20 protein-coding genes are annotated in these 20,554 nt (G+C 68.5%); 4 read left to right on the top strand and 16 right to left on the bottom strand.

The window, feature by feature from the left end; genetic code table 11:
* Position 1 precedes the first annotated feature (1 nt).
* From tsaB to KV110_RS05625, 5 genes are all read right to left on the bottom strand, one after another.
* The gene (gene tsaB, locus KV110_RS05645) at positions 2-730 is read right to left on the bottom strand and encodes a tRNA (adenosine(37)-N6)-threonylcarbamoyltransferase complex dimerization subunit type 1 TsaB (RefSeq protein WP_218474049.1); all 729 of its coding nucleotides are present in this window, start codon (positions 728-730) and stop codon (positions 2-4) included.
* 55 nt (positions 731-785) lie between these two features.
* Entirely contained in the window at positions 786-1,211 is a 426-nt protein-coding gene (tsaE, locus tag KV110_RS05640; RefSeq protein ID WP_218478196.1) for a tRNA (adenosine(37)-N6)-threonylcarbamoyltransferase complex ATPase subunit type 1 TsaE, read from the bottom strand.
* Between the two features lie 13 nt (positions 1,212-1,224).
* Entirely contained in the window at positions 1,225-2,313 is a 1,089-nt protein-coding gene (locus tag KV110_RS05635) for an alpha/beta fold hydrolase (protein WP_218474047.1), read from the bottom strand.
* A complete protein-coding gene (gene alr, locus KV110_RS05630) occupies positions 2,310-3,485 on the bottom strand; it encodes an alanine racemase (RefSeq protein ID WP_393538158.1) in 1,176 nt (391 codons plus the stop codon). The genes KV110_RS05635 and alr overlap by 4 nt, the downstream gene beginning before the upstream one ends.
* 201 nt (positions 3,486-3,686) lie before the next feature.
* Complete coding sequence (locus tag KV110_RS05625; RefSeq protein ID WP_218474045.1) at positions 3,687-5,153, bottom strand: NAD(P)H-hydrate dehydratase; 1,467 nt, start codon at positions 5,151-5,153, stop codon at positions 3,687-3,689.
* A gap of 112 nt (positions 5,154-5,265) precedes the next feature.
* Here KV110_RS05625 and KV110_RS05620 point away from each other — a divergent pair, with 112 nt between their 5' ends.
* Positions 5,266-5,685 (top strand): cupredoxin domain-containing protein, encoded by a 420-nt coding sequence (locus tag KV110_RS05620; RefSeq protein WP_246634362.1) that lies wholly within the window; start codon positions 5,266-5,268, stop codon positions 5,683-5,685.
* A gap of 220 nt (positions 5,686-5,905) precedes the next feature.
* On the opposite strand, the gene KV110_RS05615 is transcribed toward KV110_RS05620, so the two are convergent.
* A complete protein-coding gene (locus tag KV110_RS05615; RefSeq protein ID WP_218474044.1) occupies positions 5,906-6,397 on the bottom strand; it encodes a MarR family winged helix-turn-helix transcriptional regulator in 492 nt (163 codons plus the stop codon).
* A 138-nt stretch (positions 6,398-6,535) separates the two neighbouring features.
* On the opposite strand from KV110_RS05615, the gene KV110_RS05610 reads away from it, so the two are divergent.
* Entirely contained in the window at positions 6,536-7,744 is a 1,209-nt protein-coding gene (locus tag KV110_RS05610; protein WP_218474042.1) for an MFS transporter, read from the top strand.
* Here KV110_RS05610 and glmS read toward each other — a convergent pair.
* A complete protein-coding gene (gene glmS, locus KV110_RS05605; RefSeq protein ID WP_218474040.1) occupies positions 7,731-9,614 on the bottom strand; it encodes a glutamine--fructose-6-phosphate transaminase (isomerizing) in 1,884 nt (627 codons plus the stop codon). The genes KV110_RS05610 and glmS overlap by 14 nt on opposite strands.
* A gap of 36 nt (positions 9,615-9,650) precedes the next feature.
* On the opposite strand from glmS, the gene KV110_RS05600 reads away from it, so the two are divergent.
* Complete coding sequence (locus KV110_RS05600) at positions 9,651-10,508, top strand: dienelactone hydrolase family protein (protein ID WP_218474038.1); 858 nt, start codon at positions 9,651-9,653, stop codon at positions 10,506-10,508.
* Between the two features lie 151 nt (positions 10,509-10,659).
* On the opposite strand, the gene KV110_RS05595 is transcribed toward KV110_RS05600, so the two are convergent.
* The 5 genes from KV110_RS05595 to KV110_RS05575 form a co-directional block, all read right to left on the bottom strand.
* On the bottom strand, positions 10,660-11,007 hold the full coding sequence (locus tag KV110_RS05595; protein WP_218474036.1) for a hypothetical protein: 348 nt from the start codon (positions 11,005-11,007) through the stop codon (positions 10,660-10,662).
* A 149-nt stretch (positions 11,008-11,156) separates the two neighbouring features.
* A complete protein-coding gene (locus KV110_RS05590) occupies positions 11,157-13,010 on the bottom strand; it encodes an NADH-quinone oxidoreductase subunit E (protein ID WP_218474035.1) in 1,854 nt (617 codons plus the stop codon).
* 12 nt (positions 13,011-13,022) lie between these two features.
* Complete coding sequence (locus KV110_RS05585) at positions 13,023-13,349, bottom strand: hypothetical protein (RefSeq protein ID WP_218474033.1); 327 nt, start codon at positions 13,347-13,349, stop codon at positions 13,023-13,025.
* Between the two features lie 176 nt (positions 13,350-13,525).
* Positions 13,526-13,834 (bottom strand): DUF6802 family protein, encoded by a 309-nt coding sequence (locus KV110_RS05580; protein WP_218474031.1) that lies wholly within the window; start codon positions 13,832-13,834, stop codon positions 13,526-13,528.
* A gap of 106 nt (positions 13,835-13,940) precedes the next feature.
* On the bottom strand, positions 13,941-14,132 hold the full coding sequence (locus tag KV110_RS05575) for a PspC domain-containing protein (RefSeq protein WP_218474029.1): 192 nt from the start codon (positions 14,130-14,132) through the stop codon (positions 13,941-13,943).
* Positions 14,133-14,320: 188 nt separating this feature from the next.
* On the opposite strand from KV110_RS05575, the gene KV110_RS05570 reads away from it, so the two are divergent.
* The gene (locus KV110_RS05570) at positions 14,321-15,976 is read left to right on the top strand and encodes an ABC-F family ATP-binding cassette domain-containing protein (RefSeq protein WP_218474028.1); all 1,656 of its coding nucleotides are present in this window, start codon (positions 14,321-14,323) and stop codon (positions 15,974-15,976) included.
* Positions 15,977-16,028: 52 nt separating this feature from the next.
* On the opposite strand, the gene glmM is transcribed toward KV110_RS05570, so the two are convergent.
* The 4 genes from glmM to KV110_RS41340 all read right to left on the bottom strand — a co-directional run bounded on the left by glmM (position 16,029) and on the right by KV110_RS41340 (position 20,546).
* The gene (glmM, locus tag KV110_RS05565; RefSeq protein WP_218474025.1) at positions 16,029-17,405 is read right to left on the bottom strand and encodes a phosphoglucosamine mutase; all 1,377 of its coding nucleotides are present in this window, start codon (positions 17,403-17,405) and stop codon (positions 16,029-16,031) included.
* A gap of 217 nt (positions 17,406-17,622) precedes the next feature.
* Positions 17,623-18,138 (bottom strand): 30S ribosomal protein S9, encoded by a 516-nt coding sequence (gene rpsI, locus KV110_RS05560; RefSeq protein WP_218474023.1) that lies wholly within the window; start codon positions 18,136-18,138, stop codon positions 17,623-17,625.
* A complete protein-coding gene (rplM, locus tag KV110_RS05555; RefSeq protein ID WP_218474021.1) occupies positions 18,135-18,578 on the bottom strand; it encodes a 50S ribosomal protein L13 in 444 nt (147 codons plus the stop codon). Before rplM ends, rpsI begins: the two co-directional genes overlap by 4 nt.
* Positions 18,579-18,737: 159 nt before the next feature.
* Positions 18,738-20,546 carry a hypothetical protein gene (locus tag KV110_RS41340; protein WP_393537185.1) on the bottom strand — a complete coding sequence of 603 codons (1,809 nt, stop codon included), beginning with the start codon at positions 20,544-20,546 and terminating at the stop codon, positions 18,738-18,740.
* Positions 20,547-20,554: the final 8 nt, after the last annotated feature.

Genomic DNA, 20,554 nt, shown 5'->3' with positions numbered 1-20,554 from the left:
CTCACGCTCCCGTCCGGTCGAGGGCGCGGTAGCTCTTTTCGACGGCATCGGGCCTGCGCAGGTACAGCGGCACCAGCGCGTCCGGCACCGTGCGCGCGAGCACTTCGGCCGCGGCCGCCTGGGCCAGCCCGGCGGGCGACGGCGTTTCCACCGGCAGCACGGGCAGGTCGAAGAAATCGACATGCGAGGCGGATCCGGCGATTACCGTGGCCTGCGCCATATCGACATCGCTCGGCTTGGCCACGTCCGGTCCCGCGATGCGCACGCCGTCGCGGTAGCGCGCCCAGTAGACCTCGCGGCGGCGCGCGTCGGTGACCACGAGCAGTTCACTACCCGGCGTGAGGTCGGATACCGCGTCGGCGGCGATCGCGTCGAGACTGCACACGCCGTACACCGGAATGCCCAGCGCGTCACCGAACGCCGCAGCGGTTGCCATGCCGACGCGCAACCCGGTGAACGGGCCCGGCCCGATGCCGACCACGATCGCGGCGATGTCGGTCCTGGAACGGCCTGCCTCGGTGAGACATTCGAGGATCTGCGGGGTGAGCACCTCGGCGTGCGCGCGCGGATCGACCCGCACTCGCGAGGCGACGGTGCGCGTGGTGGCAGTGCCGTTCCGCGCGACCGGCAAGCCGTCGCCGACGGCGGTGGCCACGCCCGCGGCCTGCTCCACTTCCACCAATCCCGCTGTCACGGCGGGTGTCGCGGTGTCGACACTTAATACCAGCATGATTGACCCAACGATACCGGTTGGTAGCTGCCGTCGGTGCGGAGCTACCTGGTAGTTAATCCACCCATTCCCATTCGGCGGTGCGCACCTCCGAATCGGGTTCGCGCGACAGCAGCACCCGCAGATGGCGATCGGTCAGGTGTTCCACCACCCCGCGGCCCCACTCCACCACGACCACCGCTTGATGCAGATCCGTGTCCAGGTCGAGGGCGTCCAGCTCGTCCAGGTCGCCACCGAGCCGGTAGGCGTCCACGTGCACCAGCGGCACCGCGCCGTCGCGCTCGCCGGCCCGATGCTGGCGGGCGATGATGAACGTCGGCGAGCTGACCCGGCCCTGCACGCCAAGCCCTGCGGCGATGCCCCTGGTGAGCGCGGTCTTGCCCGCGCCGAGCGGACCGTCGAGCACGACGAGATCACCGGCGCCGAGCCCGGCGGCGAGCTCGCGGCCGAGTGCCTCGGTGTCGGCGACGGTGGGCAGCATCCGCTGCTGCCGCTCAGCCACTGGTCACCTCCGAGGCGGGTGCTTGGGTGGGTTCGATCACGCCGGTGCGCGCGAGCAATCGGTCGAGCGCGTCGTTGACGATATCCGGGAACTGCAGGTGCGGCATGTGCGCGGCGCCCTCGAAGCGGATCAGCTCACTGTTCGGCAGCTGCCTGGCCAGCGCGCGGGAATTGCGGAACGGGATAACCAGATCGTGCGTGCCGCCGATCACCAGCGCGGGCAGGTGCGCCAGGGTGGGCAGTGCGGCCGATTCATCGTGCAGCTCGATGGCTTTCAGGAACTTCACGACGGTCTCGACCGGCGTCCGGTCGATCATCATGGTGGTGAACCGGGACAGGGTGGGGCTCACCGGGCCGTGAAACGAGCTGACGTGCAGGATCGGCGAGATCAGCTGCCGCGCGGTGGTTCGTCCCGCCTGGGCCAGCGCGGGCGCGGCGAGCACAGCCATCCGGACCCGATCGATCACGGGATTACGCAGTAGTTGAGTGATGCCCGTGGCAGTGACCTCGGCGGCGGCCGTGGCGAACAGCGCTATCCCGATCACGCGGGCCGCGAACAGATCCGGGAACTGTGCCGCGGCGGCGAGCACCGCCATGCCGCCCAGCGAATGGCCGACCAGCACCACCCGGCCCGTCGGCGCGCTCGCCGTGATCACCGCGGCGAGGTCGCGGCCGAGTTGGGCGACGGTGCAGCTGTCCGTCTCCGGCGTGCCGGAGCGGCCGTGGCCGCGCAGGTCGAACAGGACCAGGCGCGCGCTTGCGCCCCAACGCTTTTCGAGGTCGCGGCGCTGAAAGTGGAAGGACTCCATGGTGTTGCAGAAACCGTGCACGAAGATCACGGTGACCGGCGCGTCCTCGGGGCCGCATTCGCGGGTGGCCAGGCGCACATCGTCGTCGGTGAGCACCGCGCCGGAGCGGTCCTGATCGATGAGATCGAAGTTCTCGTCCCGGTATTCGTCGCGGCGGGCGGGCCAGAGCACGCGGGCGCCGGCGCGGCGCAGGGCATGCACCCCGGCCATGGCGCCGACCACGCCCGCGGTGGCGAGGCCGCCACGGACCGCGGTGACCCGCCTGCGTCTCATCCGGCACCGCCTACGTAGCGGCGGACCGCTCTGCCGCGCGGCGAGCAGACCACCTCGTAGTGGATGGTGTCGAGCCGGTCCGCCCAGTCCTGGGCGCGGGGTTCGTCCGGACCAGAGCCGAACAAAATCGCCGGGTCGCCCGCGCGGACGTCGGCGGCGTTGTCGCCGAGGTCGACGACGAACTGGTCCATGCAGACCCGGCCGACGTTGGGGCGGCGCGCTCCGCCGAGCCATACGTCGAATCGTCCACTCAGCGAACGGAATACACCGTCGGCATAGCCTGCCGGGATGAGCGCGACCGTGGTGTCGTGCGGGGCGATCCAGGTGTGGCCGTACGAGACGCCTTCGCCCGCGGCCACCTGCTTGACCAGGGCGACGCGAGCTTGGAAGGTCATCGCCGGGCGCAGTCCGAAGTCGTCGATGTCGGGGACCGGGGTGAGCCCGTAGACCGCGATGCCGGGCCGGACCATGTCGAAGGCGAGGTCGGGACGGGTCAGCGTGGCGGGCGAGTTGGACAGGTGCACCAGCTCCGGTTCCAGGCCGTGCTCCTTGGCGGTGGCGATCGCTTCCAGGAAGCGGGCGCGCTGCACGTCGTTGGTCGGATGCTCGGGTTCGTCGGCGCAGGCGAGATGGGAGAAAATCGCCCGGAAGCGCACCGCCTGCTCGTCGACCAGGGTCCGCAGCGCAGCGAGTGCCTGCGGATATTCGATCGGCGTGAGACCGTTGCGGTGCAGACCGGTATCCACCTTGAGGCTGATCGTCGCGGTGCGGCCGGTGCTCCTGGCCGCCGCCTCCACCGCCCGCAGCTGGGCGAGCGAGGAGACGCCGATCTCGATGTCGGCGGTGAGTGCGGCGGCGTAATCGGCGTCGGAGTTGTTGAGCCAGGTCAGGATCGGCGCGGTGATCCCGGCCTCGCGCAGCAGCACGGCCTCGGGGATCGTGGTGACACCCAGCTCGGCGGCCCCCGCGGCCAGCGCCGCCTTGCCGACCTCGACGGCACCGTGGTTGTAGCCGTCCGCTTTGACCACCGCCATCACCGCGGCGTCGCCCGCGTGTTCCCGCAGGATCCGCACGTTGTGGGCGATGGCGGCCAAATCGACGACCGTCTCCACTTGCGCCTTCACGCTAGCCCCGCCTCTCCGGGTATTCGGGCCAGACCCAGGTGCCACGATAGTGGCGTCGGCGGTCGGCCGTGCCGCGGTGGGCTGCGAGTCAGCCCGTACCCGACGAGTTACCCATGTGCTGTCGAAGTCAGTTGTTACCTTCGCTGAAGTCTATTGGCGGGGCGATGTCGTGGTGGCAGCGCGTTGACGCGGCGGTGTCCCGCGACACAGCTCGGCGGGCGAGCACATAACCCGATCGACGGATCCGAATCAGAAGTCGCGACGGGCGAGTGCGCGAAGCGTGCGGATGGCGGGGCGGATGTGGTCGAGCAGCGGAGTCGCGGAGATGGGGGCGGCCTCGGGGTGGTCTTCGTGGGCGGCCAGGTTCGCCGCGAGCGAGTGCGCCCGCGCGGCGGCCGCGGCGGCCAAGGCCGGGGCGTGACCCGCAGCCAGGAGGGCGCCGACGATGCCGGACAGCACATCGCCCGCCCCCGCGGTGGCGGCCCAGGACGCGCCCGCTTCGTTGACGAGTACCGGTGCACCGGGGGTGGCGACGAGGGTCGCGCGGCCCTTCAGCAGGACGGTGAGCCGCCAGTCCTCGGCGAGGGAGCGGACCGCCGCTACCCGGTCCGGGCCGACCTCCGCTCCGGTGAGCCGGGCGAATTCGCCCGCGTGCGGGGTCAATACGGTCGGTGCCGAGCGGCCGCGCACCAGGTCGGGATCGGCGGCGAGCATGGTGAGCCCGTCCGCGTCCACGACGACGGGCAGGTCGGTGGCGAGGATCTCGACGAGCCGTTTGCGCGCGTCGGCGTCGGTGCCCGAGCCGGGGCCGAACACCCAGGCCTGGACGCGGCCTACCTCCGAGACATGCTCGGTGGCAATGACTTCGGGGAAGTGGGCGAGCACATCTGCAGCGCCGGTTCCGGCGTATCGAACCATGCCCGAGGTGGCCGCGACAGCCGCGCCGGTGCACAGCACCGCCGCACCCGGATAGTCGGCGCTCCCCGCGCAGACGCCGGTGACGCCCTGGGTGTACTTGTCGTCGGCGGCGTTCGGCACCGGCCAGTCCGCGCCGATCGAAGAGGGTTCCAGTGCGGCCAGATTCGGCTCCGGCAGCTGTAACCCGATGGGCACCAGCTCGATTCGACCGCAGTGCGGCGCGGCGAGTGCGTGCACGGGCTTGTACGCGCCGAACGCGACGGTGACATCCGCGCGGACAGCGGGCCCGGTGATCGCGCCGGTGTCCGGATCGACACCACTCGGCAAATCGGCGGCAACGATCGGGACTTCCAGTGCCGCAACGAGTTCGGCGGCATTCGGGCGTAACGCGCCGCGGCCGGAAATGCCGACGATGCCATCGATCACCAAGTCGGGATCCCCGATGTCCTCGCGCCCGCCGCCCGCCTCGCGCACGCGGCCGCCCGCCTTGCGCAGCGCCGCAAGCCCTTTCGCGTGGGCACGAGCCGGGTTGAGCAGCACCGCGGTCACCGCGACTCCACGGCGGCGCAGCATCGACCCGGCCCACAGCGCGTCACCACCGTTGTCGCCGGATCCGACGAGCAGGGTCACCGAGCGTCCCGCGACACCTCCGGTGCGCGCCCGCAGCTCGCCCGCGACGACGGTGGCCAGCCCGTATGCCGCACGCTGCATGGGGACGCCGTCCGGGACACGGGTGAACAGCTCGGCCTCGGCCGCGCGCACTTCGTCGGCGGTGAAATAACCCCGCTGCGTGGACATGGGCGATCCTCCACTGGGTTGCTCGGTACTGCTTGTCCGTCGCCGCCGGGCTCGCGTCGGCGCCGATGACGCCGCGCAGGCCCGCAACGACAGCAGACTACGCTTGGCCATCATGCCAATGGTCAAACGCCGTGCCAGGTCCATGTCGGTCGTCGCCGGGTTCGCGCTGGCAGCCGCGCTGCTGGCCGGCTGCGGTGGCGGTGACTCCGGGCCCGCGGCGACGACCACGAAGCGCCCGACGACCCCGACCTCCCAGCCCGCGGGCGACCCCAAGCCCGCCGCCGTCACCGTCGATGTCAGCGACATGAAGTTCTCCCCCGCCGAAGTCACCATCAAAACCGGCGACATCATCACCTGGCACTTCAGCGACAAGGCCCCGCACAACGTGCAAGGCATCGGCGACAAGGCCATGGGCCTCAACAGCCCCATCATCGACAAGGGCGACTGGAGCTACACCTTCACCGTCCCCGGCACCTACCGCTACCTCTGCTCCCTCCACCCGGAGATGCGCGGCACCATCACCGTCCAGTAGCAACCCGCCCAACGGCACCGAGAAAGCACACCGCCAAGTCCGTCCCGCCGCTAAGCGACGGCCTACCCGAACGGGACATCGCAGCGGCAAAGTGCGCGAAGGGACTCAGTGACGTCCCACTCGACCGCTAGACCGGGCCGGTAAGCGACGGCCGTTTACGCGAACGGGACACCGCGGCGGCGAAGCACGAGAAGGGGACTCGGTGGCGTCCCGCTCGGTGTTAGACCGGGCGGTATTGGCGGGTGCGGGGGCTGCGGGCCGAGGTGGTGTTGAGGGCTTCTACCGCGGCTACCAAGGGGGCCAGTTCCGGGTCGGCGGCGGCTTGGCCGAGGGCGCTGGAGAGGGCGGCGTCGTGGGTGGGGCGGGCCTGTTCCAGCAGAGTCAGGCCGGGCGGGGTGACGTCGGTGTAGATGCCGCGGCGGTCGTCGGGGCATAGGTAGCGCTGGAGGAGGCCGCGGTCTTCCATCCGGGTGACCAGACGGGTTGTTGCGCTCTGGCTCAGGACCACGGCTTCGGCGACCTGGTTCATCCGTAGGTGGCCGCCGGGTCCGTCGTGCTGACGGCTGAGCACGACCAGCAGCGAGTATTCGCGGACGCTCAAATCGTGGCCGGATTGCAGGGCCCGTTCGATGTGCGCCTCGATCCGATCGTGCAGCAGTGACAGTGCGTACCAGCCATCGGCCAGGCCGGTCAGCGCGGCATCCGCGGTCATGGCGTTCCTTCCGCGTAGGGATTGTCCTTCCAGGATAGATGACCAGCGCAATAGCCCGCTCTTGCAATTATCACGCGTCTGCAATTATTGTGGACGCCCGTAAGGCTCAGGCGCAACATTAACGTGGAGGCTCCCCTCATGCCGCTCGCACTCCTCGCCCTGACACTCGGGGCATTCGGAATCGGCACCACCGAATTCGTCGTCGTCGGATTACTCCCCGACATCGCCGACACCTACGCGGTATCCATCCCCACCGCGGGCATGCTGGTCACCGGGTACGCGCTCGGCGTTGTAGTCGGTGCGCCGCTGATGACCGGGCTCGGCACCCGGATCTCCCGCAAGCGGATGCTCCTCGGCATGCTGCTGCTCCTGGTGGCGGGCAACGTATTGTCCGCTGTCGCACCCACTTTCGGGTTGATGCTGACCGGCCGGATCGTGGCCTCGCTGGCCCATGGCGCGTTCTTCGGCATCGGCGCGGTCGTCGCGGGGACCGTGGTGAGCCCGGATCGGCGCGCCGGTGCGATCGCGATCATGTTCACCGGGCTTACCGTCGCCACCATGGTCGGCGTGCCGTTCGGCACCCTGCTCGGCCAGCAGTTCGGCTGGCGGCTCACCTTCCTGATCGTCGCGCTGGTCGGCCTGATCGGCCTGATCGGTGTCGCACTGCTGGTGCCCGAGCAGCCCGCACCGCAGGACGCCCGGCTACGCACCGAACTGGCCGTTTTCCGGAACCCGCAGGTGCTGCTCGCGATGGCGATGACCGTGCTCGGCTTCGGCGGCGTGTTCGCGGCGATCACCTATCTCGCGCCGATGATGACCGAGGTCACCGGTTTCGCCGACAGCTCGGTCACCTGGCTGCTCGTGCTGTTCGGCCTCGGCTTCTTCGCGGGCAACCTGATCGGCGGCAAGTTCGCCGACCGCCACCTGATGCCGATGCTCTACCTCAGCCTCGGCGGCCTCGCCGTGGTGCTGGCCCTGTTCACCCTCACCGCACACAACAAGGTCACCGCAGCGATCACCGTCGTCCTCATCGGCGCCCTCGGCTTCGCCACCGTCCCACCCCTGCAAAAGCGCGTCCTCGACCAAGCCGCCGGCGCACCGACACTGGCCTCCGCCGTCAACATCGGCGCCTTCAACCTCGGCAACGCCATCGCCGCCTGGCTAGGCGGGGCAGTCATCGCCGCAGGCTTCGGCTACACCGCCCCCAACTGGGTCGGCGTAGCCCTGGTCGCCTTAGCCCTAGCCCTAGCCGCCTGGTCCGGCACCCTCGAACGCCGCTCCCCCACCCAAACCCCACGTCCCGCTCGCCAGCTCAGCGTGCCCCGGTCGGGGGCTATTCGACGGTGACGGACTTGGCGAGGTTGCGGGGCTTGTCTACGTCGTAGCCGCGGGCTTGGGCTACTTCGGCGGCGAAGATTTGGAGGGGGACGGTGGAGAGTAGGGGTTGGAAGAGGGTGGGGGCGGAGGGGATTTCGATGAGGTCGTCGGCGAACGGGCGGACGGTGTCGTCGCCTTCCTCGGCGATCACGATGGTGCGCGCACCGCGGGCCTGGATCTCACGAATGTTGCTCAGCAGCTTGGAGTGCAGCACCGCGCGGCCCTTGGGGGACGGCATCACCACGATCACCGGCAGGCCCTCCTCGATCAGCGCGATCGGACCGTGCTTGAGCTCGCCCGCCGCGAAGCCCTCGGCATGCATGTACGCCAGCTCCTTGAGCTTGAGCGCACCCTCCAGCGCCACCGGATAACCGACGTGGCGGCCGAGGAACAGGACCGTCTGGACATGTGCCAACTCGCGTGCGATGGCGCGCACCTGCGGACCGGTCTCGAGCACCCGTGCCACCAGCTTCGGCATCGCCTCGAGCTCGGCGAACTCGCGGGCCACCTCGTCCGGGTACTTGGTGCCACGCGCCTGCGCCAGGGCGAGGCCGACCAGATAGTTCGCGGTCACCTGCGCCAGGAACGCCTTGGTGGAGGCGACGCCGATCTCCGGACCGGTCCTGGTGTAGAGCACGGCGTCGGACTCACGCGGAATCTGCGCGCCATTGGTATTGCAGATCGCCAGGACCCGCGCCTTCTGCTCCTTGGCGTGGCGCACCGCCTCGAGCGTGTCGGCGGTCTCCCCCGACTGGGAAATCGCCACCACCAACGTGGAACGATCCAAAACCGGGTCGCGGTAACGGAATTCGCTGGCCAGCTCGACCTCGACGGGCAGCCTGGTCCAGTGCTCGATCGCGTACTTGGCGAGCAGGCCCGCATGGTAGGAACTGCCGCAGGCGACGACGAAGACCTTGTCGAAGTCGCGCAGTTCCTGATCGGCGAGCCGCTGCTCGTCCAGCACGATCCGGCCCGCACCGTCCTGGTCGTGGCTGAAGTGTCCGATCAAGGTGTCCGCCACACCGGCGGGCTGCTCCTCGATCTCCTTGAGCATGAAGTAGTCGTGGCCGCCCTTTTCCGCAGCGGCAAGATCCCAGTCGATGGTGAACGGGCGGGTCCGCGCCGCCGCGTCGTTGCCGGCGAAATCGGTGACCGTGTAGTTGTCCGCGGTGATCACCACGGCTTGGTCCTGCCCGAGCTCGACGGCCTCGCGGGTGTGCTCGATGAACGCGGTGACGTCCGAGGCGATAAACATCTCGCCCTTGCCGACGCCGACCACCAGCGGCGTCGAGCGACGCGCCGCGACGATCATGTCCGGGTGATCGGCATGGGTGAAGACCAGCGTGAACGCCCCCTCCAGCCGACGAAGCACCGCGAGCGCACTTGCCGCGAAGTCGCCCGCCGTCGGCCCCTCGGCGTAGGCGCGAGCCACCAGATGCACGGCGACCTCGGTGTCGGTGTCGCTGCTCAGCTCGACGCCCGCGTCCTCCAACTCGCGGCGCAGCGGGGCGAAGTTCTCGATGATCCCGTTGTGCACCACCGCGACCTTGCCGCTGTGATCGCGGTGCGGGTGCGCGTTGCGGTCGGTCGGCGCGCCGTGCGTCGCCCACCGGGTGTGCCCCATTCCGGTCATGCCCGCGAAGCTCGCCACACCGATTTCGGCGAGTTCGGCCTCCAGATTGGCCAGCTTGCCCGCCTTGCGCTCCACTGCAAGCGCGCCCGCGCCGTCGACGATCGCCACACCGGCGGAGTCGTAGCCGCGATATTCCATGCGGCGCAACGCGTCAACGACAACGCCGAGCGCGTCCCGGTATCCGACGTACCCCACGATTCCGCACATGGCTCACCAGAGTACTTATCGGATAACGTTCTCGTCGTGTCGGCGTCTGTGAAATCGCTCCTGAGCACCCTGACCAGCCGCGGCCCCCATCGGGTGCTGCGCGGCAATTTGGCGATCGCGGGCCAGCCGGGGGTGGTGTTCACGCCCGAATCGGGGCTCAACCTGCCCGCCGTCGCGTTCGGGCACGGCTGGCTGACCGGCGCCGCCAACTATCGCGGCCTACTCGAGCACCTCGCATCGTGGGGCATCGTGGTCGCCGCACCCGACACCGAGCGCGGCCCGATCCCGTCACACCTCGGCCTGGCCACCGACCTGCTCACCACCTTGGACATCTGCACAGGTGTTCGCCTCGGTGACGGCGCGATCAGCGTGCACCCCGACCGGCTCGCACTGGTCGGCCACGGCATGGGTGCGGGCGCCGCCGTCATCGCCGCGACCCAGCGGCAGGTCGCCGCGGTCGCAGCGCTGTTCCCGGCACCGACCGCGCCGTCCGCCGAAACCCTCGCCCCCGACCTCGACACGCCCGCGCTGATCCTGGCAGGCGCCACCGACCTCGCCTCCGTCAGCTCCAACGCCATCCCACTCGCCACCGCATGGGGCGGCCCGAGCGTGTTCCGCGCCATCGACAGCGCCTCGCACAACGGCATCATCGAGGGTCGCCGCGTGCTTGCCGCCGTCGGCGCGGGCAAGCACGAATCCAAGACCGCCCGCACCACCCGCGCCCTGCTCGCCGGCTACCTACTCGCCACCGTGACCGGCGACAAGACCTACCGACTCTTCGCCGACCCGGCCGCAGACATCCCACACACGGTGGTCATCGATCCCGAAGCCAAGGAAGAGACACCGGCACCAAAGTTGAAGATCGGCCAGCTCGCAGGCCTGCTCCGCCGATAACGACGCAACTCCGCCCAGCGCCACCCCGCTGACACGCCGACCTGCTCCCAGACCCGCTACGACGGCGCACAGTGACCGGTCCCTGGGTAGAACAGCCCGTCTGCGAGGTTGCGCAACGGCCGACCGTCTAGACGCGAGAGCCGCCGGGCGGCTAGATCAGCCAGGTTTCGCGTTGGTAGAAGGCGGCTTCTTCGTCTTCCTGGTCGATAGGGAGGACGTCGCGGTTTGCTTTGCGGGCGGCTATCGAGCGGGCGATGGCTTCGCGTTGTTCGCGGGCTTCGGTTTCGAGGCGCTCTTTTTCTTCCGCCTCGGCACGCGCCCTTTCGAGTTCTGCGGCGTGGGTTGACCAGAACTCGCGCATCTCCGCGGCGGACTGGTCGGCGAGTTCGCGGCTGGTGTCCGCGGTTCTCCGGTTGATCTGCTCGAGTTCGTCCAACAGCAGTGACGAGCGGCGGCGGCATTCCTCCGCGGCGCGCTCGATCTCCTCGGCGTAACTCACGATGTCGATTCTCTCCGATCCGCATGTGCTGCGCTGGAACATCAGTCCGCGGCCGCACCCCGCCGCTCCACCCCACCGCGAACTGCGCTCATTCCACCGCTGCCTCGTCCGCAGTGCTCGGCCACTATCTCCCGAGCGCCGCGGCGTGCTCACAGCGGGCCCGCCTCGGCCAGGTCGCCCAGCGGACCTGCTTCGGCCAATTCCGCACCGCTGTCGAACGGTGCGTCCGGATTTTGTTCGCCCGGCATGCGTTTGGGCATGTGCTCGCCATCTTCCTCGCGCCGCATCTTCGGCGGCGCACCGGTCGGTCCGGCCGATTGGCCGGTGTTCTCCTCGGCGGCACGGGGCCTTTCGGCCGGGTCTTGCTTCTCCGGTGCGGTCGGCGCCGGGTCCGTAGGTTGTTTCGGAGCGTCGCTGGGTGCCGCAGGCGTCGCGTCGTCCTTCGGCTCGTTTGCGGTGATCACCGGTAGCCCGTTCTCGTCCAGTCGCAGGCTGAACTCTTGCGGCTTCCCGTCGCCTTCGGACATCATCAGCGTCAACTGACCGTCCGGTCCCATCTCGAATTTCAGATGCTTACCGGCAAGGTCGAATTCGGCCGCGGGCGTGCCGTCCTTCGGGTCGTCCGATGTGCCGTCGCCGTCCTTGTCGGCCTGCGTCGGATCGACGATTTCCTCGACCAACTTCATCGCATCGTCGACGCCATCCTTGATGAGCCCGGTCAGCGAGCTGATCCCCGCCTCGACCGCCTGGCCGATCCCGGTGGCCAACGGCGACAGCTGATTCGCGACCTGACTCAGGGCGGGCAAGCCCTCCAACGACGACGTATTCGGCACAGGCGCGGTCGGGACCGTCGGTGTAGACGGCACGGTCGGCGTCGACGGCGATGGCGTGGTGGGCGTCGATGTGGATGGAGTAGCCGGTGTCGACGGCGTAGCCGGCGAAGTGCCCGCCGGAGCGGTGGGCGTCGAGGGCGCCGCCGGTGCGGAAGGCGTTGCCGGAGCAGAAGGCGCCGGTGCAGAAGGCGTCGCGGGCGTCGCCGGTGCCGTAGGCGAACTCGGCGAAGTGCCCGCCGGAGCCGTAGGTGTCGACGGATCGCCAGGCTGCACGGGCACCTCACCGTCCTGCGGCGTCCCGTTGTTCTTCGGCTGCTCCTGCACCGGAACCCCCGCCGGCCGCGGATACGGCGCAACCGAAACCTGGCCCAGCGCAGTGATGATCGGCTCGTAGACCTGCTTGACCGCCCCATCGGTCAGGTCGCACGCCTCGGTGAACTTCTGCACTTTGGCGAGATAGTCGGGCTTGAATACGTTGTCCAGCCAATGCTGACAACGCGCCTGGACATGCTGCTGATAATCCGATCCCGGCAGAATCCCCAGAACATTGTTCGCGGTCCAGGCGTCGGCTCCGCCGGTCAGATCCGGAAAGATCCGACCGAGCTTGCTGAGCAAGCTATCGTCTTGCCAACCATTACTGACCGCGATACTCGCGCCGGAAATGATGTCATCGATGTCTTCCGGCGTCTTTTCGGCAATCTTGACGGCTACACCGTTCTCCAGGATGTAGCGCACCACTTCGGCCTTGATCTTCACCGCGGACCGCAACCCGTCCCCCGCCGCGGCAATCGCTCGCCAAGCCTCCCCCGCGGCTTTCCAATCCACCCCCGCCCGGTCGACCTGCTGCGCCACCATGGTGGTGGCCGCCTCGGCCGCCGCACCTTGCCAAACTCCCGAGAGCGCCTTCGCCTGTCCGCGCTGCACGTCCAGCTGAGTGCCCGCGTCCTGCAGCACAATCTGGAGCTTCGCGGCGAGAGTGCGCAGTTTGTCCTCGTTCAGTCCGTTCTGCTCGTAGAAACGCTTGTGCAGCTGCTCATAGGTCGACACCCCGGCGACCGCACCGAATGCCCGCTTGAACCGTGGCTCGAACTTTTCGAAGTAAAGCAGGCTCCGCGATCCGATATCCAAATACTCTCGCACCGAAGCAGCCGCGGGGACATCGAAAGTCATCGCCGCTCCCCCTTATGCCTTACTACCATCGCCGAGCTTCGCGATATCGAACGACGTCTCTTGATCGGTGTTCGAGTACTTCACCACCGAAGCCCCCACCACGTCACCGGTCGCCAGCGTCGCTTCCGACCAGTTCCCCAGCCACTTATAGATCGTCTCCAGCCCGGTCTGAATCTTGCGGCCGTGATCAGCGTAGTTCTCGCCCGCATCGGCGGGGCCGAACATGTTGTCGGCCACGTCCTTTGCGCGGTTCCGGACCGCCTGCCCGGATGCGCTCAATTCGTTGGCGAGCCGCCCCAACTCCCCGGTCTCGACGCCGACCAACTCGGATCCGGCCACGCGATCGCCTCCACCCTACCTCGTACGATGTCCCGGACTCAGGTCGGCGCCGGGTGTCCCCATACTTCCTTCGACGCGGCACGATGACGTTCGGTTCCATCGAATCCGGCCCGAGGCCGTACGCGGGCGAAATCCCCTGGGCGAGCCCGGCCGGTACAACCGGCCTGCCGGGCGATCTATCTGCCGATCTTCCCGTGATCGGTGCGAACCCACTCCGAAGTCCCATCCGGATGCCGGTGGAACTCCCACGCGGCGTAGTCGCCGTCTTTTTCGACGACCGTCACATGGTCGGCGAGACCGTCGTGGTCGTAGTCGGTCCAGACCTGCATGGCGTCTTCACCGGTGGTGGTGATCGTGTCGAGGGTGCCGTCACCGTCGATGTCCTGGGTGGGGTGGTGCAGTTCGATCGCACCCAGGCCGTCCAGTGACGAGGACGCGTCGATACCGGGTAGATCCAGACCCGGCAGTTCGCCCGAGGTGATCATTACTCCTCCTCAGCAGGACTCGTGGTGCCGTTCGTGCGGTGGACGCGCGAACAACCCTTTCGCTCCATCCTGACATCCTCAGGTGTCCTGCGCAGCCCCCTTGGCCTCACTTCTTCGGCATGAGCAGCCACAGCACCAGGTACAGGATGAACTGCGGGCCGGGCAGCAGGCAGGAAACCACGAAAAGCAGGCGTACGACATTGGCGTTCCAGCCGAGGTATTCGGCGATGCCGCCACAGACTCCGGCGATCCACTTGTCGTGCGTGGAGCGGGCGAAACGGCGGGTGGGTGCGGTCATGGTCTTCCCTCTCTGGTGGTGATCTCTTCGAACTCCACTTTGCCGATCCGGGACCGACGGCGCATCGCTCCGGCGACCGATCCCGACCCTGATTTCCGCGGGCACGAGCTCAGGGTGCAACCCCGAGAGCGATCGCCCGAGCCGACCGGGTGCGGGGTGCGCTGCCCGAACACGGCACACTTAGGACAGTGAGCACTACTCTGCATGCGCGCGGCCTGTCCGCAGGCCACGGCGAACGCACCCTGTTCACCGACCTGGATCTCACCCTTGCCCCGGGTGACGTGATCGGCCTGGTCGGCGCGAACGGCGCGGGCAAGTCGACACTGCTGCGCATGCTGGCCGACCGAAGCACACCGACCGGCAGCATCACGCTGAGCCCGCCCGATTCCACCATCGGCTACCTGGCGCAGGAACCCGAACGGGTGCCCGGCGAGACGGTACTCCAATTCCTCGGTCGCCGAACAGGCGTGGCCGCCGCTCAGTCGGCAATGGATGCCGCGGCAGAGCGTCTCGCAGACGGCGTCGATGACGACTATTCACCAGCACTGGAGCGCTGGTTAGCACTAGGCGGCGCTGACCTGGACCAGCGCGCCGAACAGACGGCAGCTGATCTCGGCCTGATCGACAGCCTGCCCAACGGCCTCGACACCCCGATGACCGGCCTGTCCGGCGGCCAGGCGGCACGGGCGGGGCTGGCCTCGGTGTTGTTGTCGCGCTTCGACATCCTGCTGCTGGACGAGCCGACCAACGATCTGGACCTGGACGGCCTGGCCCGGCTGGAGCAGTTCGTCACCGGCATCCGGGTACCGCTGGTGGTGATCAGCCACGACCGAGAGTTCCTGGCGCGCACCGTGAATCGGATCGTCGAGCTGGATCTGGCACAGCAGCAGGTCGGCACCTACGACGGCGGCTACGAGGCGTACCTGATGGAACGCGAAATCGCCCGCCAGCACGCGCGCGAGGCCTACGAGGAGTTCGCCGACACCAAGGCGGGCCTGGAGGCGCGGGCACAGATGCAACGCAACTGGCTCGAACACGGTGTCCGCAACGCCCGCCGCAAGGCGCGTGACCCGAAGAAGATCGACTCGGACAAGGCGGGCCGCAAGATGCGTGCCGAATCCACCGAGAAGCAGGCCGCCAAGGCCCGCCAGACGCAACGGCGCATCGAACGCCTGGACGTGGTCGAGGAGCCGCGCAAGGAGTGGGAGCTGCGGATGACCATCGGTGCCGCGCCGCGCAGCGGATCGGTAGTGGCCACATTGTCCGATGCCACTGTCATGCGGGGTGATTTCACCCTCGGCCCGGTCACCGTCCAGGTCGACTATGCCGACCGGATCGTGTTGACCGGCGCGAACGGCTCTGGCAAATCGACGCTGCTCGCGCTGCTGCTCGGAAAGCTGCCGCCGGACACCGGAACCGCCATGCTCGGCTCCGGCGTCGAGATCGGCGAGGTCGATCAGGCCCGCGGCTTGTTTCGTGGAACCACCTCGCTGGCTGATACTTTCGGCGCGCAGCTGCCGGACTGGCCGGACGCCGAAGTGCGCACCCTGCTCGCCAAGTTCGGACTGCGCGGCTCACATGCGTTGCGCGCCTGCGAAACCCTGTCCCCCGGCGAACGCACCCGCGCCGCCCTCGCCCTGCTCCAGGCTCGCGGCGTCAACCTGCTCGTCCTGGACGAGCCGACCAACCATCTCGACCTGCCCGCCATCGAACAACTCGAGCAGGCCGTCGAATCCTTCACCGGCACACTGCTGCTGGTCACCCACGACCGCCGCATGCTCGATACCGTCCAGGCCACTCGTCGCTGGCAGATGGATTTCGGCAAGCTCACCGAAACCACCTGACGAACGGCACGGCCTGCTCGGCGTCGGCCACAGTCAGGCAGCCTGGCGCCGATCAGACCGAGGCGACGCGCTTGGCGAGATCGTCGGCGAGCTGACGCGCCTGAGCGGGATCGGTGGCCTCGACCATCACCCGGACCAACTGTTCGGTACCGCTGGGGCGCAACAGGACTCGACCAGAGTCACCGAGAATGCGTTCGGCTTCCAGGACGGCATCGCGAACCTCCGGCGCCGCGGCGACCAAAGCTTTGTCGCTGACCGGCACATTCACCAAAACCTGTGGCACGGTGCGCATTACCGCGCCCAGATCGGCGAGCGTACGCCGAGTCCTCGACATCCGAGCCATCAGTTTCAAGCCGGTCAGGATGCCGTCGCCGGTGGTGCCGAACTTCGGGAAGATGACGTGACCGGACTGTTCACCACCCAGTGTGAAGCCGCCGCGGCGAATTTCCTCCAGCACGTAGCGGTCGCCGACGGCGGTGGTGCGCAGCGCGATTCCGGCCTCGCGCATGGCGATGTGCAGGCCGAGGTTGCTCATCACGGTGCCGACCACGGTGTTCTTCGCCAGCTCGCCCGCCTCGTGCAGATCGAGGGCGAGGATCGCCAGGATGACGTCACCGTCGACGATCTTGCCGTCGGCGTCGACCGCGAGACACCGGTCGGCGTCGCCGTCGAGGGCGAGGCCGAGATCGGCGCCGTGCTCCCGCACCGCCAGCTGCACCTGATCCAAATGTGTTGAGCCGCAACCATCATTGATGTTGAGGCCGTCCGGCTCGGCATTGATGGCGATTACCGTGGCACCCGCTTCGCGGAAAGCGGCGGGACCGACCTCGGCGGCCGCGCCGTGCGCGCAGTCGAGCACCACGGTCAGCCCGGACAGATCCTGCCCGGTGGCCTCCACCAGGTGCTCGACGTATCGCTCATGGGTGCCCGCGACGCTGTACTGGTCCGGAATGACGAGCCCGTGGTCACGCGCGCCGGACGCGTTGACGACCCGCCCGATACCCGCACCGGTCGGTCGCAGCGGCACGTCCTCCGCGAGCAGCGCCTCGATGCGGTCTTCGATGGCGTCGTCGAGCTTGTGCCCGCCCGCGGCGAAGATCTTGATGCCGTTGTCCGGCATGGGATTATGCGAGGCGGAGATCATCACGCCGAAGCAGGCGTCGTAGAGCCCGGTGAGGTAGGCGACGGCGGGGGTCGGCAGCACGCCGACCTGCAGCACGTTCACCCCGGCCGCGGTCAGCCCCGCGGTCACCGCGGCTTCGAGCATCTCGCCACTGGCCCGCGGATCGCGGCCGACGACCGCGAGGGGACGCTCCTTGCCACTACTCAAGATCTGTGCGGCCGCACCCGAAACCCGTAGCGCCAGTTCCGGACTCAATGACTCGTTGGCAAGCCCGCGGATTCCGTCGGTGCCGAACAAACGTCCCATACCTCAGCCCCTCATCGGTGGATACAGCGCGAGAGCAGGCGACCAGCCGATGCTGGAAGCCTGCTCTCGGATAGCTGCCGCGCCGACCATACAGTGTTGGATTCAGCGGTGGCGGCGAGCTCTGCGTGGTTACGCAAGCTGCCGCCGCCGAGCCCGACACCACCGCGCGCCCCAGCACCTCCAGGGTGCCGGATGGCGGCGGTCGACGATGCCAAAATCAGCGCTTCGAGTACTGCGGCGCCTTACGGGCCTTCTTCAGACCGTACTTCTTACGCTCGACGGCACGCGGGTCACGCGTCAGGAAGCCGGCCCGCTTCAGGGCGGGGCGGTCGTCCGGGGTGACCTCGATCAGCGCGCGGGCGATGGCCAGACGCAGGGCGCCCGCCTGTCCCGACGGGCCGCCGCCGTGCAGCAGGGCGACGATGTCGAAGGACTCGGCCCGCTCGACGGTCACCAGCGGCGACTTGACCAGCTGCTGGTGCACCTTGTTCGGGAAGTAGTCCTCGATGGTGCGGCCGTTGAGCACGAAGTTGCCCGAGCCCGGCACCATGCGCACGCGGACGACGGCTTCCTTACGACGGCCGACGGTCTGCACCGGGCGGTCGATCAGAACCGGGGCGAAGGTCTCCGCGGCGACCTCGGCCTCTTCGTAGCCTTCGCCGTCCTCGACAACCTCGGCGACGTCGAATTCCTCGACGACGGGTTCGGCGTTGAATTCCTCGGGAGCGGTCACTGGGCCACCTGCTTGATCTCGAACGGAATGGGCTGCTGAGCGGCGTGCGGGTGGTTCGGGCCTGCGTAGACCTTCAGCTTGCCCGCGATCGCGTTGCCGAGCTTGTTCTTCGGGATCATGCCCTTGACGGCCTTCTCCACGAGCCGGTCCGGACGGCTCTCCAACACCTGACCGACAGTGCGCGACTTGAGGCCGCCCGGGTGCCCGCTGTGGTGGTGGATCAGCTTGTCCGCCTTCTTGTTGCCGCTGATGGCAACCTTGTCGGCGTTGATGATGATGACGAAGTCGCCACCATCGAAGTTCGGTGCGTAGGTCGGCTTGGTCTTGCCGCGCAGCAGGTTCGCTGCTTGAACGGCGAGACGGCCGAGGACTACGTCAGTGGCGTCGATGACGTACCACTTACGGGTCACGTCACCCGCCTTGGGGCTGTACGTAGGCACAGTGCTTCCCTGTCTGTCGTCGGTGTTGCCGGCCAGGCATGTGGTCGAAGCTCCCGGCGGCCGGTGGAGACCCGGGGTTCGATTGCACAACCGGTTGCCCGGTCATCCGCACGCCAACGAGCCACGATACCAGTCCGCAATGGGCGAACCGAAATCGCCTCAGATCTCGATCGGCGGCCCCGGATCGATGGCACCGCGCGGGCCGGGCAGCAGATAGCGCAGGGTGTCGATGCCCGGCTGTTCGCAATCCGGGTCGACGATCCCGCGGTCGTTTCGTGCGCCGCCCGCCGCGTGTCCGCGCGCCGACGAGATGCCAGGCCGGACCTCGTTGGTCACGTATGGCGTCAACGGGCACGCGATCGGTTCCGCAGCCGAGGCGGACGGTCCCGGTGCGGCCGCCAATGTCACCTCGGCCGCGGTCAGCTCGACCCGGTCACCGCCGGTCGGCAGCGCGACCGCGGCCAGCGCCATCGCGCCGACGACCGTGTGCGCCCCGAACAGATTGTCCTTCATCTTGTTCCATAATTTGCCCTTGCGCGGCCGGTCCTCGTCGTCTTCCGACTCGGCGCCTGGTTCCCGCCATTGCCCGTGGCGGCCCGGCTCGGGGTCGGACTGCGGGGCTTGATACGACCGCGCGCCGGGCGGCACCGGACCGGGCAGTGGACCACCTTGCGGCGGACCACCGGGACCGACCGGCGGCCGAGCACCCTGGTCGCCGGAGGGCTGACCCGGTGGCCGGGTGAACCGGCTACCCAGCTCGGCAAGATTCGGCGGCAGCCCGCGCGGCACCTCGTCGTGGGTGATCCGGGTGGTCTGCTCCTCGGCCTGCGTCGGATAGCCGGGACCGTACTGCACGGGTGGCACCGGCCGTGACGCATCCATATGGGGTTGCGGAAGGTCCGTTCGGCGCTGGGAAGACTCCGCTTGGCGCTGCGCCGATTCGGCCTGCCGATGCGCGGCACCGGCCTGACGTTGCCCGGGAGCGGCCTGCGGCGGTGCGGATTCGGCCCGGTAGTGCCCGGCCGGGTCGCGATACTGCGGCCCGGGATCCTGATATTGCGTGGGGTCCACCCGCGGTTGCGCTGGCTCGGCATGCCGACCGGCGGGTTGCGGCTCACTCGATTCGGTATCGGTCACCAGCAGGTGCGCCGCCCCGAGCACGAGCGCGTGCATCGGATGATCGGCGACCTGCAACCGGTGACCGAGATGGTTCTGGAAGGCCAGCCGCAGCGCGTCGTTGAAGCACACATTGCCCGACAGCAGCACCGTCGAGGTGTCCGCACCGATCGAGCGGGCCGCGGCCATCACCTCGATCACCACGTTGTCCGCCGACCGGGCATCCCGCATCGACTCCACGGTCACCGGCACATCGACCGACTCGGTCGGCTGCTCGTCGTCGCCGTGCACCGCGACCACCAGCACGGTCCGGCCATCGGAGTACACCCCCGTCGCGCCGATGCCGTGCGGTCTGGCCTGATCCGGCGGATGAACCAACCCCAGCGCACGCACATACCCCGACAGCGCGACACTCTCCGGCAGCGGCTCGACGGTCACGTCGAGCTGTTCCACCAGCGCGGCGTACACCTCGACCTTTTCGTCCGGCCAGCCGTCCGGGAACGGCAGCGCCACCAGGTCCGGCTTGCCGCGTAGATGCTTGCCGATGGCAGCGAGCGGGTTGTACATCCGCGCCCGGAACACCAATTCGGCAGGCCAGGTCGCCCCGGCCACCACGATCTGTGGGTGGCCGAGGATGTCACGCACATCGGCGATCGCCATGCCCAGGTCCGGCCGCTGCCGGTCCACGCCCGCGGTATGCAACCGACCCGACGAATCCGCCAGCAGATACGCCGGCGGCGTCCACATGCCCTCCACCTGAACCGGGCGGATGGGTGTGCCTCCACCACCCGCCGCCACGGACACCACATCCCATCCGAGATGTACTGCCCCTACTCGCACCGTCACAGGCATAAGTGTGC

It is taken from the genome of Nocardia iowensis (assembly GCF_019222765.1).
Classification (GTDB): domain Bacteria; phylum Actinomycetota; class Actinomycetes; order Mycobacteriales; family Mycobacteriaceae; genus Nocardia; species Nocardia iowensis.
This window is presented reverse-complemented; position numbering and strand designations above follow the sequence as displayed.